The sequence below is a fragment of the Chelatococcus sp. HY11 genome, from assembly GCF_018398335.1.
GTDB lineage: Bacteria > Pseudomonadota > Alphaproteobacteria > Rhizobiales > Beijerinckiaceae > Chelatococcus.
In genome coordinates this window covers 676,052-690,341 of sequence record NZ_JAHBRX010000001.1, presented here as the reverse complement: position 1 = coordinate 690,341, position 14,290 = coordinate 676,052, and the positions used below count along the sequence as shown (strand labels likewise).

Here is a 14,290-nt window from a genome sequence, read left to right as displayed (position 1 = left end):
CAGATCTTTTCTTTCAGCGCAGCCGCCGCGAGGCGCGCCAGAGCAGCCATTGCTTGCGCCATTGGGGCAGATCGACGATCGACCGATAGGGGTCATAGTCGCGTCGGTCGAACTCGCGGAGATAGGCCGGCACGAGCATCGCCGGCAGATAAACGGGACGGACGCGCGAAGGCACCTGAGCGAGCCCGTCGAGGCCTGCGCGATAATGCCGTTCCGCCAGGCTGCGCATGGCGGCGATGACCTTCGCGAGTGCCGGCGTCCGTTCCCCAGCCAGAAGCGTCGCGGCCGGCAGTCCGGCCTCGGCCAGGATATCCGCCGGCACATAGACCTGACCGCGCCTGAGATGCCAGGGCAACGCCCGGATGAGACCGGTCACGGCCTGGGCGACGCCGAGATGGCCCGCCGCATCAGCCGCGCCGGCGTCCTCCCCATCGGCGAGAATGAGGGAGGCGAGCCGCAGCAGCGCCGATGTCGTCTCACCGCTATAGCCTTCTAGATCGCTGGTCGGCCCCATCGGATCGTCGTAGAGGTCGAAGATCCTGGCGTCGATCAGATCGAGAAGGGCCTGCCGCGGCAGCTTGAAACGCGCGATCGTCGCGAGCAGGGCAGCCGCCACGGGATGGGCGGCGACGTCGCCGCGCGCCTCCTCGTCACCGAGCGCATCCCGCCACCACTGGTAGCGAAGCTCCCCCGGCAGTGGCGAGTTGACCAGTTCCCTGACCCGCGCGATCTCATGGCTGAAGGCATAGAGCGCGAAGCAGTAGCGCCGCTTCTCGATAGGGATGAAAAGGCCCGCGAGGAAGCGGTCGATGTCCGCCTCGCGGACGAGCTGCTCGCAATGGGAGAATGCCGCTGATAAGGCCGCATCGTCGCCCGGGCCAGCTCCGTCGGCCATCATGACTAGCCCACCGCGATCAGCGCGGCCGCGACATGCCGGTCCTCCGCAAGCAGCACATTGTAGGTGCGCGCCGCAGCTCCCGTCTGCATGACATCGATCTTGAGGCCCGCCTCGCTGAGTGCTTGCCGGATGGCGGGCGACAGCGGAACCATATCGAGGCCGGTGCCGATCAACAGGAGTTCGATATCCGCCGCCTCGGCGATGACAGGCGCGAAATCACCGACCGTGAGTGCGTCAGGGTCCGTCACGTCCCAGGCCTTGATGCCGGATGGCAGGGTCAGGATGGAGCCACGGTGGGACATCTCGGCGAAACGGAAGCCCCCGTTGCCATAGGCATCGAGCTTGAACCGGCCGGGAACGAAACCGTCGTAACGTCGGCCCTCGGCCATCACACCCTCCGTCAGGACGCCGGGCGCGGCGCCTTCTTGCTGTCGGACGCCGACGCCTGAACCGCCGGAGCCGGGGCGCGGGCACTGCGCATGCCGAGATAGATCAGCACGGGCGTAGAGACATACATGGCGGAATAGGTGCAGACGAAGACGCCGAACAGCATCACCTGGGCGAAGCCCTGAATGGCCTCGCCGCCCACCACCACCAGCGCGACCAGCGACAGGATCGTCGTGGTCGCCGTCATGGACGTGCGCGACAACGTCGAATTCACGGACAGATCGAGGAGTTCCTCGATCGGCATAGTCTTGTAGCGTCTCAGAAGCTCGCGCGTCCGGTCGAACACCACGACCGTTTCGTTCAGGGAATAGCCAACGATCGTCAGGATCGCGGCTATCGAGGTCATATTGAACTCGATCTGCGTGACGACGAAGAACCCGACAGTCAGGAGAATGTCGTGCATCGTGCCGATGATGGCGCCGATGGCGAAGGTCAGCTCGAAACGGAACCAGAGATAGGCGAGCACGGCGACGATCGCGAGCACGACGCCGAGCGTGCCGGACTGCACCAGTTCACCCGACACACGCGGGCCGACCGTCTCGACCCGGCGGAACTCGTAGTCCTTCTCGAAGACGTCACGCGTCTTCTGGACCACCGTTCCCTGCGCCTCCTCGCCGCCCTCCTGGATCGGAAAGCGGATCGATACACCGCCCGAGTTGCCGAACTCCTGCACCTCGGGCGTGCCGAAACCAAAGCTCTCGGCGGCCTGGCGGATGGCGCCCACATCCGCCTTGCCCGAACGGGCCTGGACCTCGACGAGCGTGCCGCCCTTGAAGTCGATGCCGAAGTTCAATCCGATCGTCAGGGCGAGGATAACGGTGATGACCGATATCGCCGCCGAAAACGGGATCGTGACGCGCCGGAAGCGGACGAAGCGGAACTTGGTGTTGTCGGGGACGATGCGGATCAGGCGCACGCGCGAAAAGCTCCGGTTCAGAACGGCAGTTGTTTCGGCCGGGCGACGCGATACCACAACGCGATCATCATGCGCGTCATGGTCACCGCGGTGATCACCGTGGTCAAAATACCGAGGATAAAGACGACGGCAAAGCCGCGCACGGGGCCTGATCCCAGAAAGAACAGGATCAAGGCGGCGATCAACATCGTCGAGTTCGAGTCGAAGATCGTCGCGAAGGCCCGGGTGAAGCCCGCGTCGATCGCCGAGATGATCGAGCGGCCGCCATGGGCCTCTTCCCTGATGCGTTCATAGATCAGCACGTTGGAATCAACCGCCGTGCCGATGGTCAGGACGATGCCCGCGATGCCCGGCAATGTGAGTGTTGCTCCAAGCAGCGACATCAGGGCCAGGATGAAGACCACGTGAACCAGAAGGGCTATATTCGCGAAGATCCCGAACAGGCCATAGGTCGCCAGCATGAACAACGCCACGAAGATCGTCGCGACGTAGATCGCCATGGTGCCGGCCTCGATGGAGTCCTGACCAAGACCAGGCCCAACCGTACGCTCCTCGACGATCGTGAGCTTCGCCGGCAGGGCGCCGGCGCGCAGGAGCACGGCCAGGTCATTGGCCTGCTGCACGCTGAAGCTGCCTGAGATCTGGCCCTGACCGCCGGTGATCGGTGTCTGGATACGTGGCGCCGAGATCACTTCGTTGTCGAGCACGATGGCGAGCAGCCGCCCGACGCCTTCCGAGGTCGCCTGGCCGAACCGCTGCGCCCCGCGCAGGTTGAAGCGGAAGTTGACGATCGGCTGCGACGTCTGCGAATCGAACGCCGGCTGGGCGTCGGTCAGATCCTCACCCTCGACGATGACACGCCGCTCGACAGGAACCGGCTGACCAGCATTGTCGCGCGAGGGGATCATGTCGACATCACCCGGACTAGCCCCGCCTTCCGCGATGAAGCGGAATTGCAGCTTGGCGGTCCGGCCGAGAATGTCCTTGAGGCGCTGGGGATCCTGCAGGCCGGGCACCTGCACCAGCACGCGGCCGGCGCCCTCGCGCTGGATATTCGGCTCGGTCGTGCCGAGCGCATCGACACGGCGCCGCAGCACCTCGATGGTCTGGTCAACGGCGCGGCGGACGCGATCGGTGACGCCCACATCGGTCAGGGTGACCTGAATGAGGCCGTCCGCGCCCTCGGAGACATTGATGGTGCTGTTTCCGGGCGTGCCGAGGATGGCGTTGCCCGCCGGACGGGCCAGCTCGTTGAGCCGCGCCAGCAGGCGCTGGCGGTCCGCCTCGCTCGGCACACGCATCTGCATGCCGCGCGGCAAGGCCACGATGCCGCCTTGGGGCGCGATGCGCGTCTCGCGCAGGATGCGCCGGACGTCGTCGCGCAGGCTGTTGACCTGCGTGCGGATCAGGTCGTTCTCATCGACCTCCAGCACGACGTGCGAGCCGCCCTGCAGGTCAAGACCGAGCACCATGGCGCGATGCGGCACGATCCAGGCGGGGATCCAGCCAGGCACCGATGCCGCGATACGCTCGCGCGTCGTCTCGGAAAACAGGTTGGGCGCCGCATAGGCAAAGCCGAGCAGCGTCAACAGAAGGATCGAGATGATCTTGGCTTTTGAATAGCGCAGCATGGGCGGCGGCCTCCGCCTTAGCTCTTAACCGGCTCGGCCTTGGAACGCACATCCGAAATCATACCACGCACGACGCGTACTTTGACCCCTTCCGCGATCTCGGCCTCGACCTCCCCGTCGTCGACCACCTTCGTCACCTTGGCGATGAAGCCGCCCGAGGTCACGATCGTGTCGCCGCGGCGAACGTTCTTGATCATCTCCTGATGGGCCTTCTGCCGCTTCTGCTGGGGACGCAGAATCAGGAACCACATGATGACGAAGATGAGGATGAACGGGACGAACTGGATGAGCATGTCGCCCCCGCCACCGGCAGAAGCCGTGGACTGGGCGAAGGCTGGCGTGATCACGAGAAGTCCCTCCGAAACAAGGCCCGACCCTAGGGCGGGTAGACGAGTGCGTTTGTATGAGGCGCGGACTATACCCATCGATCGATGGAAAGCAATCCAGCCGTGTGCTTAGAGCATGGACCGTACCCGAGAAAGGCAATATCCAACGGTCAAGATTTGCGGAGCGAAACGGAGAAGCTGATAATGGCGCCGAAAAACCAGCAGCATGAGGATCCGAGCCTTCACGAAAGCGTGCTCAATCTCACGCTGGAGCGGATTGCCCAGGCCCTGGAGCGTCTTTCGCCCCCGCCACCGCCTCCGACCGACCTTTCCGCCGCCGATGCCTTTGTCTGGCACCCGCCGGCGCGGCTGCAGCCTGTTCCACGCGTCAACCGCGTGGAGATGTCCCTGCTCCGCGGCATCGACCGGGTGCGCGACACCCTCGCCGAAAATACCGAACGCTTCGCTCGCGGCCTGCCGGCCAACAACGCCCTGCTCTGGGGCGCGCGCGGCATGGGCAAATCGTCGCTGGTCAAGGCGGTCCACGCGGAGACCAACAAGCGCCTCGCCGATATCGGGCCCTCCTCCGACGCCCGCCGCCTGAAGCTCATCGAGATCCACCGCGAGGACATCGAGAGCCTGCCGGGTCTCATGGGGCTGATCCGAGACTCCCATCATCGCTTCATCATCTTCTGCGATGATCTGTCCTTCGACACGGACGATACCTCCTACAAGTCGCTCAAGGCGGTGCTTGAAGGCGGTATCGAGGGGCGCCCCGACAATGTCGTGTTCTATGCCACCTCGAACCGCAGGCACCTCCTGCCCCGCGACATGATGGACAACGAACGCTCGACAGCCATCAATCCCGGCGAGGCGATCGAGGAGAAGGTCTCGCTGTCGGATCGATTCGGCCTCTGGCTCGGCTTCCATAAATGCAGCCAGGACGAATATCTGGACATGGTCTACGGCTATGCCAGCCACCTCGACCTTTCCTATGATCAGGCCAAGCTGCGCGCCGAGGCGTTGGAATGGGCGACGACGCGTGGAGCGCGCTCCGGGCGCACGGCCTGGCAATTCGTCCAGGATCTCGCTGGCCGGATCGGCACGGTGATACCGAGCTAGAATTGAAACGACATTCGGGGCTTCGGCTTTCGCCGGAATTGAGCCCAGGAACTACGGTGTCATCCCGGGGCGGCCTTAAACCGAGCCCGGGATCCGGAACCGATGCGCTATGCTCGCGGCCCGTGCTCCAGCGCCTAATGGCCAAGACGCTGGTGTTTCTGGATCCCGGGCACCTCGTTACGCTCGGTCCCAGGATAACGTGGCCTGCTTCCCCAGCATGCCCCCGTCCTCGCGCCATCCGATGACAGGCTCCGCCCCTCCGCGTCACCAGTAAAAAACCCGGCACGTCGCGTGTGCCGGGTTTCCTGTTTCGGAAGCGGAGTTGTTGCGGGTGGTCAGAGACCGGCCAGATGATTCATGGGATCGACCGGGGTCGAGCCCTTGCGCAGCTCGAAATGCAGCTGCGGCGATGAGACGTTGCCGGTCTGTCCCGACTTGGCGATCGTCTGGCCGCGCTTCACCTTCTCGCCACGCTTCACGAGAAGCTCGCCATTGTTGGCATAGGCACTGACCCAGCCGTCCTCATGCCGGATCAGGACGAGGTTGCCATAGCCCTTCAGCTCATTTCCGGAATAGGCGACGGTTCCGCCCTCGGCCGCCTTGACGGGCGTTCCTTCCGGCACGGCGATGTTGATGCCCTCGTTCCCGCCACGGCCGCCGAAGCCCTGAATGACGCGACCGCGCGCCGGCCAGCGGAACTCGTTGGCGGAAGCGCTTGCCTTCGGAATGCTCGCCGTCGTCTCCGGCTCGGTGGGATGGGCCACCGCCACCTGCTGCGGAGCCGCCGGCTTCTCGGGTTGCGGCTGGGCGGCAGCAGGCTTCGCCGCCGCGACCGGGGTCGCCTGCTGCGCCGGCTTCGTTTCAGGCGCGCTGGGCTTTGCCGTGGTCTTCGCCGGCGGCGGCGTGAGCACCTGCGTCTTCGCGGCGTCGACGGCCTGTGTCGCGGGCTTCGTCACCGTGGCGGTGGTGAGGCGCGGAGCGGCCGGCGGCTGCACCTTCGAAATCTGCGTGCGCGCGGACTGATCGAGCGCGGCGACCTGGCGTTGCGGCTGCGCGGCGAGATTGCCGACCGCCGCGCGGCCGTTGGACACCGTGGACTGGACCTGATTGCGCTGGGCCGTCAGCGACTGGCTCACTTGCTGGACAGGCGCGGCCGCGACCTGCCGGGCGACCGTCGGAGCAGCCGAGGGGTTGTAGACCGGGATAGTGATCTGCTGGCCCGGCGCCACGCTCGAGCCCTTGAGGCCATTGGCGGCGACGAGGGCAGAGACCGGAACGTTGTAACGGCCGGAGATGGCGGCGAGCGTGTCACCGGAGCCAACCACGAAGGGGGTGCCGCCCTGCGCCGTCCAGCCGGTTGCGCTGCCGACGACAGCCTCAGCCGGCGCGGTCGAGCGGGGTGCGGATATGGGCGCCGCTAGCGGGGCACTCGCGACCTGCGCGGGTGGAGCATACCCACCCTGCCCGCTGTCGTAGCCACTGACGGGCGCCGAGCCCCCGAGACTGCCGGTCGCGACCTCGTCATGCCCCTGCGACTTGAAGGGGTCTGAAAAGGGGTTTTGGACGAAGCGCATGCTGTCCGAGCCGCAGCCGGACGCGACACTCGCGAGAAGCCCCACAATAGCCACCCGCGACAACAGCCGCGGCCGCAACGACGCTAGACGATCACGCATCGACACACCCACTTCAACGCAACAAATCCGCAGGCTGATTAAAAACGGATTCAGGTTAAGCAAGCGTTGCTTTGGGGGGTGTTATGGATAATTTCCGCTATCGATTCGTCACAATCTTCAAGAACGCCCCTGCTTCAAAGCGCCTTGGCGACGCCATGCGCCAAAGGCGGCAGACGAATGGCGGCCCCCAGCTCTTCCGTCAGCGCTCCGTCGGCGGCCCGCGTCATGCGAAGCAGCTGTTGCCGGCCGTCGGTCGTTCGCGCGCCTACCAAGCGGCCGCCTGGGGCGAGCCTCGCCGTGAGTGATGGAGGAGGCGGCTCGTCAAGGGTGCCGTTCAAGAGGATACGGTCAAACGGCCCGAGATCCTCGTCCTCGCTGTCCCCCGCCTCGCCGATTGCCAGGCCGTCAGCCGCCATGATGGCAACATTGTCGAGATCGAGCGTGGCGATGCGTTCCGTTGCAGCCAGCGCCAATGTCCGGAAACGCTCGGTGGACACCACGACCCGGCCGAGATGCCCCAGCACGGCCGCCACGTAGCCCGAGCCGGTTCCCACCTCCAGCACGCGGTGTTGGCGCTCGACGCCGAGTGAAAGAAGCATCGTGGCGATCGTGGCGGGTGCTGTCATGGTCTGGCCACAAGGCAAGGGCAGCGAGACGTCGGCCCGGGCGAGATCGCTGAAGCGCCGCGGGGCGAACAGGTCGCGCGGCACCATCTCCATGGCGCGCAGCAGGGTCGTATCGCGAATGCCGCGCGCCCTGAGGCTCAGCAGGAAGGCAACCGTCTCCTCCGCACCCGAGGCGGGGCCCCCGCGTTCAGTATCAACGCGCGGGCCCGCGATCGTGAAGGGAGCAGCCGGTTGCGGCATCGTATCAGCCAAACAGCCGCGCAAATCGCGTCATGGTGGGCTCATGGGTCATGTTGAGCTGCAGCGGCGTCACCGAGATCTTATGCTCGGCGAGCGCCTTCAGATCGGTGCCATTGGCGAGCTGCGGCGTACCGCGCGTCGGCGTCAGCCAGAAATAGGGATTGTTGCGACCGTCCACCCGCTCATCCAACCGCAGCACGTCGAGGCCACGGCGCCCCTGCATGGTCACGGCAACGCCCTTGACCTCAGCCGGCTGACAGGCCGGGAAATTGATGTTCACGAGCGTGCCCTCGTCGAGCCCGTCTTCGAGAAGCTTGCGGACGAGCGACGCGGCATGCGCGGCCGCGCAATCCCACGGGGTCTTGTCGCGCTGCCCCGCCGGAAAAGCCTGCGACATGGCGATCGCCGGCAAGCCGAGGATAGCCCCTTCCATCGCGCCGGCGATGGTGCCGGAATAGATCACGTCCTCGGCGACGTTCTGGCCGCGATTGACGCCGGACAGCACGAGGTCCGGCGCCTTGTCGGCGAGGACCTTGCGCATCCCCATGATCACGCAGTCAGAGGGCGTGCCCTTGACCGCGAACTCACGATCGCCCACCTGCCGAAGCCGAAGCGGGTCGTGGAGCGACAGGGAGTGCGAGACGCCGCTCTGGTCGGTCTCCGGCGCCACCGTCCACACATCGTCCGACAGCTCATGCGCGATCTTCTGCAGGACCTTCAGTCCCGGCGCGTGAATACCGTCGTCATTGGTCACGATGATGCGCATGGCGTATCCAGTTCCTGTCTCGCGAATTGCATGGAGGGGCGGAACTCCGCCCAACCGGACATCTCTGGTCGTCGCCGCATGAGGCCACGACCAGAGCATAAGCCCGAAAAGTTACCCGACTTTCCGGACGGGATCATGCGCCCGGCCAACGACCGCCTCCCCCGCGCCCGCGACCAGGCGGATCGCGTCTTGAGGAGCAGTTATCAGGCCGGACGTTCGAGGTTGGTCTGCCCCATCATGTAAGGGCGCAAGGCCGGCGGGATGGTGACCGATCCATCCTGGTTCTGCCAGGTCTCCAGCACGGCGACCAGCGCGCGGCCGACCGCCGTGCCGGACCCGTTGAGCGTATGGACGAGCCGCGTCTGCTTGGCGCCGGCCGCGCGGAAACGTGCCTGCATGCGTCGCGCCTGGAAGTCACCGCAGACCGAACAGCTCGAAATCTCGCGATAGGCGTTCTGCCCGGGGAGCCAGACCTCGATGTCGTAGGTCTTCTGCGAGGCAAAACCCATGTCGCCGGTGCACAGGGTCACGACCCGGTAGTGCAGCTCCAGGCGCTTCAGGATTTCCTCGGCCGCGGCCAGCATGCGCTCATGCTCATCGCCGGATGTCTCCGGCGTGGTGATGGACACGAGCTCGACCTTGGTGAACTGGTGCTGGCGGATCATGCCGCGCGTGTCCCGGCCCGCCGAGCCCGCCTCGGCGCGGAAACACGGGGTGAGCGCGGTGAATCGCTTTGGCAGCTCTTCCTCGGAAAGGATTGATTCGCGGACCAGATTTGTCAGCGGCACTTCCGCGGTCGGGATCAGCCAGTGACTGCCGGCGGAGCCATCCGCCTGGGGACGGCCGGCCGTCACGCTGAACTGGTCGTCCTCGAATTTAGGCAGCTGCGCCGTGCCGAACATGGCGTCGTCACGCACCAGCAACGGCGGGTTGACCTCGGTGTAGCCGTGCTCACCGGTGTGGACGTCCAGCATGAACTGGCCGAGCGCCCGCTCCAGCCGCGCGAGCCCGCCCTTGAGCACGACGAAACGCGCGCCGGATAGCTTCGCCGCCGTCTCGAAGTCCATGAGGCCAAGCCCCTCGCCGACCTCGAAATGCTGCTTCGGCGTGAAGGCATAGTTGCGCTTGGCGCCATATTGATGGTGTTCGACGTTGTCGTGCTCGTCGGCGCCGGTCGGCACCTCATCGAGCGGCGTGTTGGGAATGGCCGCGAGCTCGCGGTCGAGCTCCGCCAGCGCGTCACGCTCCTCGGCCTCGAGCTCGGGCGCCTTGTCCTTCAACGCCGCGACCTCGGCCATCAGCGCCTGCGCGCGTGCCTCATCCTTCGCCTTCTTCGCCTCGCCGACCTCACGCGACAGCGCGTTGCGCCGCTCCTGCACCGACTGGGCGGCGGCGATCGCCGCGCGCCTGCGGTCGTCGAGACCGAGAAGCCTGTCGAGAAGGGCTTGCGCCTCCTCCTTGGAGGAGCCACGGCGAATCAACCCTGTCACGAAGGGCTCAGGGTTGTCGCGAATGAGGCGAATGTCGTGCATGGGCCTGTGCTATCTCAGCCGCCGGGCAATCATCAACGGCGTGCTTGCTGCAAGGCTCACTCCGCTTCGCGTGCGGCCTCGGCTTCCGCCCGCTTCTTCTCGACCATGCGGACCGAGACGATAGAAAGCTCGTAAAGGAGGAGCGTAGGCAGGGCAAGGGTTACCTGGCTGATCACGTCAGGCGGCGTCAGCACGGCCGCGATGATGAACACGCCAACGATGGCATAGCGCCGCTTGTCCTTGAGGAACTGGCTGTCGATCAGCCCGGCCCGCGCCAGAAGCGTGAGAATCACCGGCAACTGGAAGCAGATGCCGAAAGCGAAGATCAGGGTCATGATCAGCGAGAGATATTCGCTGACCTTAGGCAGAAGCTCGATCGCCGCGTGGCCCGCGCCGCCCGCCTGCTGCTGGCCGAGGGAGAAATTCATCACCATCGGCATGGCGATGAAATAGACGACGGCCGCGCCCAGGCCGAAAAACACAGGGGTCGCCACCAGATAGGGCAGGAAGGCCTGCCGCTCGTTCTTATAGAGACCCGGCGCGACGAACTTATAGATCTGCGTCGCTACCACGGGGAACGACAGGAAGGCTGCGCCGAACACGGCGATCTTGATCTGGGTGAAGAGATATTCGAGCGGCGCCGTATAGATCAGGCGCACGTCGGCGCCAGGGCCGGCCGCGAACACATAGGGCCAGACCAGGATGTTGTAGATCTGCTTCGCCAGGAGGAAGCAGAGGAAGAACATCACGATAAAGCTGATCAACGCCTTGATCAGGCGCGAGCGCAACTCGATGAGATGATCGATCAAAGGCGCCCGCGAGGCCTCGACCTCGTCGAGTTCTTCCTCGACGGGCGGCACGCTGGTCTGAACCTCGCTCATGTCAGGCTTCCTTCGCCCGGCACGTCAGGCTTGGTCACAGAGGAACCGCCGGCCGGCGCACCCTCGCCCACGCCCGGAAGCGCAGCGATTTCCGTTCGCGGGGCATTCTCGGATCCTGAAGCCCGCTTGGACTTCGCGGCGGATCCTGATCTGGCCACTATCCCGGATTTGGAGGCGGCCCCGGATTTGGAGGCGGTCTTGGCCGCGGATTTAGGCTTTGAGGCGGTCGACGTCGAGGGAGCCCTTGCCTTGCCAGCCGTAGTCGGTTCGGCGCTGCGGCCTGCCGCGGCATCGGATCCGCCGGCAACAGCAGGCTTCGCGGCGGCTCGCGGCTTGGCCGCCCGGGCCCGGGGCACCGGAGTTGCGCTATCATCAGCGACACCAGTCGCAGGCGTCTTCCGTCTCGACTTCGCGGCAGGCTTGGCTGCCCCCGCCTCCTCCACCTGGCCGACCGGACCTGCCGCCGCGAGCTTTGTCGGCTCGGTGGCAGTGACCGGTGCGGCCGCGGCTGGCGCGACCTTGGGAGCTTCTGGCTTGCTTGGGTCGACTGGCTTCGCGGGCGCGCGCGCCGCGGTCAGAACCGCCGCAGGCTCGGGCGTTGCGGGCACATTGGCCAAGCCAAGATCGAGCGGTGGCAGCGGATGGTCCGGATGCGGCGTGGCGACGCTGTCCGATGCCGACACCTGTATCGTGTTGGAGGTCGCGCCGCTGACTGTATCACCAGTCTCCGCCACCTCGGTGACGGTGACAGGCGAGGGTTCGACCGGCGATGGCGAGGCCATCGTATCGGCCGGCTTGTTCTCGACGCTGCTGCGGATATCGTCCCGAACCGTCTGCAGTTCATCCCGCACCTTCTGGAGCGGGTTGAACGACTTGGTTGCGTCCTTCACGCTGTCAACGCTGCGCTTGATGTCGTCGAGCTCGGCCTCGCGCATCGCCTCGTTGAACTGGGACTGAAACTCGGCCGCCATACGCTTGAGCTTGGTGGTGAATTGCCCAACCGTCTTCAGCGCACGCGGCAAATCCTTCGGACCGATGACGACGAGCGCCACCGCACCGATGAGGAGTAATTCGCTCCAACCTATATCGAACATGTCAGGCTCAACGGCGTCCGGCGATCCGATCGCACCCTAGTCATGAATGCGGCCGGGCCGCCGCGCGCATTATCGTGCTTAGCCGGCCTTGCGCTCGCCGGCGGGCGTCTCGACGGTCGCGCCGGGAGGGGACTGATGGCTGAGCGGGCGCGGCGGCTCCGAGGCGGTGGACTGCGCCGCCTTCTCCTCGTCCTCGCTCATGCCCTTCTTGAAGGCCTTGATGCCCTTGGCCACGTCGCCCATCATGTCCGAAATCTTGCCCCGCCCGAACAAGAGCAGCACGATCACGCCGACGACGATCCAGTGCCAAATGCTAGCTCCACCCATAACTCAATCTCCGAGAGCACCACCTTCGGCGCACCACAATCGCCCGCACGGTCTGCGGGCTGAACTTTCTTCGAAACTAGGCGTCCGTCACGGCGAAAACAAGCACTTCGTCATCGCCATTGCGTGACTGCCGCGAAGCTCGCGCTATGCCGGACAATAGCGACGCTCAGGCTTATCAGGTGTTGTCGTCGTCAGACCCGCGCTCCTCGCTCAGCCGGTCGAACAGGTTATCCTCGAGGGGACCATCCTCCAGAGGATCCTCGTCACCGGTCAGCGCGGGGCTGTCGCTCGGCAGGGGCACGCTGAAAGCCGATGGCACGCGCCCCTCGATGAAACCAGCGCCTTTCAATTCGTCGAGCCCCGGCAGGTCATCGATGGCATCAAGCCCGAAATGCGTCAGGAAGGCTGCCGTCGTCCCGTAGGTAACCGGACGCCCCGGTGTCCGGCGACGCCCGCGCAGCCGGATCCATGAACTCTCGAGGAGCGTGTCGAGCGTCCCGCGAGACGTCGCCACCCCGCGGATGTCCTCTATCTCAGCGCGTGTGACAGGCTGATGATAGGCGATGATGGCCAGCGTCTCGAGGGCCGCCCGCGACAATTTGCGCGGTTCATCGACCTCACGCGCCAACGAGGCCGCGAGGTCAGGCGCCGTACGAAAAGCCCACAGGCCGGCGACGCGAACAAGATTGACGCCGCGCCCGACGTAATGGGCCTGCAATCGGTCGAGCACCGTCGGCACGTCGGTGGTCGGCGGCAGGCGGCTCGCGAGATCCCGCTCGCTGACCGGCTCGCGCGACGCGAACAACACGGCCTCGGCCGCGCGCACAGCCTGCGCGAAAACGAAAGCCTCCTCGTCGTCAGTCGCGATGGCCCTGATATTGGCCGTCATGCCGCGTCCTCTTGGACCTCACTCTGCGCAGCGCGCCCCTCGTGCCCAGGTTCATCCGATTGGGAGACGCCCCGCACACCATGTCCGATGCCGTCAGCACCATCAGCCGTCTTGAGCCTGGGCTTTTCGCGCCTGCGTACCCACAGCGGCGTGAAGGCGCCATCCTGCTGCAGGTCGAGCAGGCCTTCACGCACCATCTCAAGCGTCGCCGAGAAGGCGGAAGCCCTCACGGTCGTGCGCATGGCGGGATCGACAGCGTAGTCGACGAGAAAATCGTCCAGTTGTGTCCAATTCGTGGCGACGCCAACGAGCCGTTCCAGCGTCTCGCGCGCGTCGACCAGGGACCAGACGAAGCGCTTGCGCAGCGTCACCCGCGCATTGACGTTCTTCATCCGCTGGTGGGCATAGGCACTCAGGAGATCGTAGAGTGTCGCCTCCCATTGCGGACGCGCGATGTCGCCTATGGCCTCGGGCTGGCCACGGGCAAAGAACTCACGCCCCAGCTGAGGCCGCTCCGCCAGCTTCTTCGCGGCCTCCCGCATGGCCTCCAGCCGTCGCAGGCGCAAGGCGAGTGCTGTCGCCAGATCCGCCGCGCTCGGCTCATCGCCCTCCCCCTTCGGGACCTCCGGCAGGAGGAGGCGGGATTTGAGATAGGCAAGCCAGGCCGCCATGACGAGATAATCGGCGGCAAGCTCGAGGCGGACACGGCGCGCCTCCTCGACGAAGCCGAGATACTGCTCCGCGAGCGCCAGAATGGAAATCCGCGCGAGATCCACCTTTTGTCGCCGCGCGAGTTCGAGCAGCAGGTCAAGAGGACCTTCAAATCCGTCCACATCGACGATCAGGGCGGGATCGTCATCGTCGCGCTCAGGTTGCGCGACATCCTCGAACACAAGTTCGCGAGTCACGGCATTTCGCTCCG

15 protein-coding genes are annotated in these 14,290 nt (G+C 65.5%); 1 reads left to right on the top strand and 14 read right to left on the bottom strand.

Annotated features, from left to right (window positions below; all coding sequences use genetic code 11):
- Window positions 1-13 precede the first annotated feature (13 nt).
- From KIO74_RS03420 to yajC, 5 genes are read right to left on the bottom strand one after another with little or no spacing between them, the layout of a single operon-like run.
- Window positions 14-895 carry a phytoene/squalene synthase family protein gene (locus KIO74_RS03420; protein ID WP_502762098.1) on the bottom strand — a complete coding sequence of 294 codons (882 nt, stop codon included), beginning with the start codon at window positions 893-895 and terminating at the stop codon, window positions 14-16.
- Window positions 896-900: 5 nt separating this feature from the next.
- Window positions 901-1,287, bottom strand: a complete 387-nt coding sequence (locus tag KIO74_RS03415) for an Mth938-like domain-containing protein (RefSeq protein WP_213330529.1) — start codon at window positions 1,285-1,287, stop codon at window positions 901-903.
- An 11-nt stretch (window positions 1,288-1,298) separates the two neighbouring features.
- Entirely contained in the window at window positions 1,299-2,261 is a 963-nt protein-coding gene (secF, locus tag KIO74_RS03410; protein ID WP_213330527.1) for a protein translocase subunit SecF, read from the bottom strand.
- A gap of 17 nt (window positions 2,262-2,278) precedes the next feature.
- Window positions 2,279-3,892, bottom strand: a complete 1,614-nt coding sequence (gene secD, locus KIO74_RS03405; protein WP_213330525.1) for a protein translocase subunit SecD — start codon at window positions 3,890-3,892, stop codon at window positions 2,279-2,281.
- Between the two features lie 17 nt (window positions 3,893-3,909).
- On the bottom strand, window positions 3,910-4,239 hold the full coding sequence (gene yajC, locus KIO74_RS03400) for a preprotein translocase subunit YajC (RefSeq protein ID WP_291958708.1): 330 nt from the start codon (window positions 4,237-4,239) through the stop codon (window positions 3,910-3,912).
- Window positions 4,240-4,422: 183 nt separating this feature from the next.
- Between yajC and KIO74_RS03395 the strand changes: the two genes are divergently transcribed.
- Window positions 4,423-5,340: an ATP-binding protein gene (locus KIO74_RS03395; protein ID WP_213330524.1), complete on the top strand. Its 918-nt coding sequence runs from the start codon at window positions 4,423-4,425 to the stop codon at window positions 5,338-5,340.
- A 335-nt stretch (window positions 5,341-5,675) separates the two neighbouring features.
- Here the strand turns inward: KIO74_RS03395 and KIO74_RS03390 are convergent, their stop codons facing one another.
- From KIO74_RS03390 to KIO74_RS03350, 9 genes are all read right to left on the bottom strand, one after another.
- Window positions 5,676-7,013, bottom strand: a complete 1,338-nt coding sequence (locus tag KIO74_RS03390; RefSeq protein WP_249730841.1) for a peptidoglycan DD-metalloendopeptidase family protein — start codon at window positions 7,011-7,013, stop codon at window positions 5,676-5,678.
- Window positions 7,014-7,147: 134 nt separating this feature from the next.
- Window positions 7,148-7,879 (bottom strand): protein-L-isoaspartate O-methyltransferase family protein, encoded by a 732-nt coding sequence (locus KIO74_RS03385; protein WP_213330522.1) that lies wholly within the window; start codon window positions 7,877-7,879, stop codon window positions 7,148-7,150.
- Between the two features lie 4 nt (window positions 7,880-7,883).
- The gene (gene surE, locus KIO74_RS03380; protein ID WP_213330520.1) at window positions 7,884-8,645 is read right to left on the bottom strand and encodes a 5'/3'-nucleotidase SurE; all 762 of its coding nucleotides are present in this window, start codon (window positions 8,643-8,645) and stop codon (window positions 7,884-7,886) included.
- Window positions 8,646-8,848: 203 nt separating this feature from the next.
- Window positions 8,849-10,177 carry a serine--tRNA ligase gene (gene serS / locus KIO74_RS03375; RefSeq protein ID WP_213330518.1) on the bottom strand — a complete coding sequence of 443 codons (1,329 nt, stop codon included), beginning with the start codon at window positions 10,175-10,177 and terminating at the stop codon, window positions 8,849-8,851.
- 56 nt (window positions 10,178-10,233) lie between these two features.
- Window positions 10,234-11,058 (bottom strand): twin-arginine translocase subunit TatC, encoded by an 825-nt coding sequence (gene tatC, locus KIO74_RS03370; protein ID WP_213330516.1) that lies wholly within the window; start codon window positions 11,056-11,058, stop codon window positions 10,234-10,236.
- Window positions 11,055-12,152: a Sec-independent protein translocase protein TatB gene (tatB, locus tag KIO74_RS03365; protein WP_213330508.1), complete on the bottom strand. Its 1,098-nt coding sequence runs from the start codon at window positions 12,150-12,152 to the stop codon at window positions 11,055-11,057. Before tatB ends, tatC begins: the two co-directional genes overlap by 4 nt.
- 78 nt (window positions 12,153-12,230) lie before the next feature.
- Window positions 12,231-12,479, bottom strand: coding sequence for a twin-arginine translocase TatA/TatE family subunit (locus KIO74_RS03360; RefSeq protein ID WP_213330506.1), 249 nt, complete (start codon window positions 12,477-12,479; stop codon window positions 12,231-12,233).
- Between the two features lie 175 nt (window positions 12,480-12,654).
- A complete protein-coding gene (scpB, locus tag KIO74_RS03355) occupies window positions 12,655-13,368 on the bottom strand; it encodes an SMC-Scp complex subunit ScpB (RefSeq protein ID WP_213330504.1) in 714 nt (237 codons plus the stop codon).
- Entirely contained in the window at window positions 13,365-14,276 is a 912-nt protein-coding gene (locus KIO74_RS03350) for a segregation and condensation protein A (RefSeq protein WP_213330502.1), read from the bottom strand. The genes scpB and KIO74_RS03350 overlap by 4 nt, the downstream gene beginning before the upstream one ends.
- Window positions 14,277-14,290: the final 14 nt, after the last annotated feature.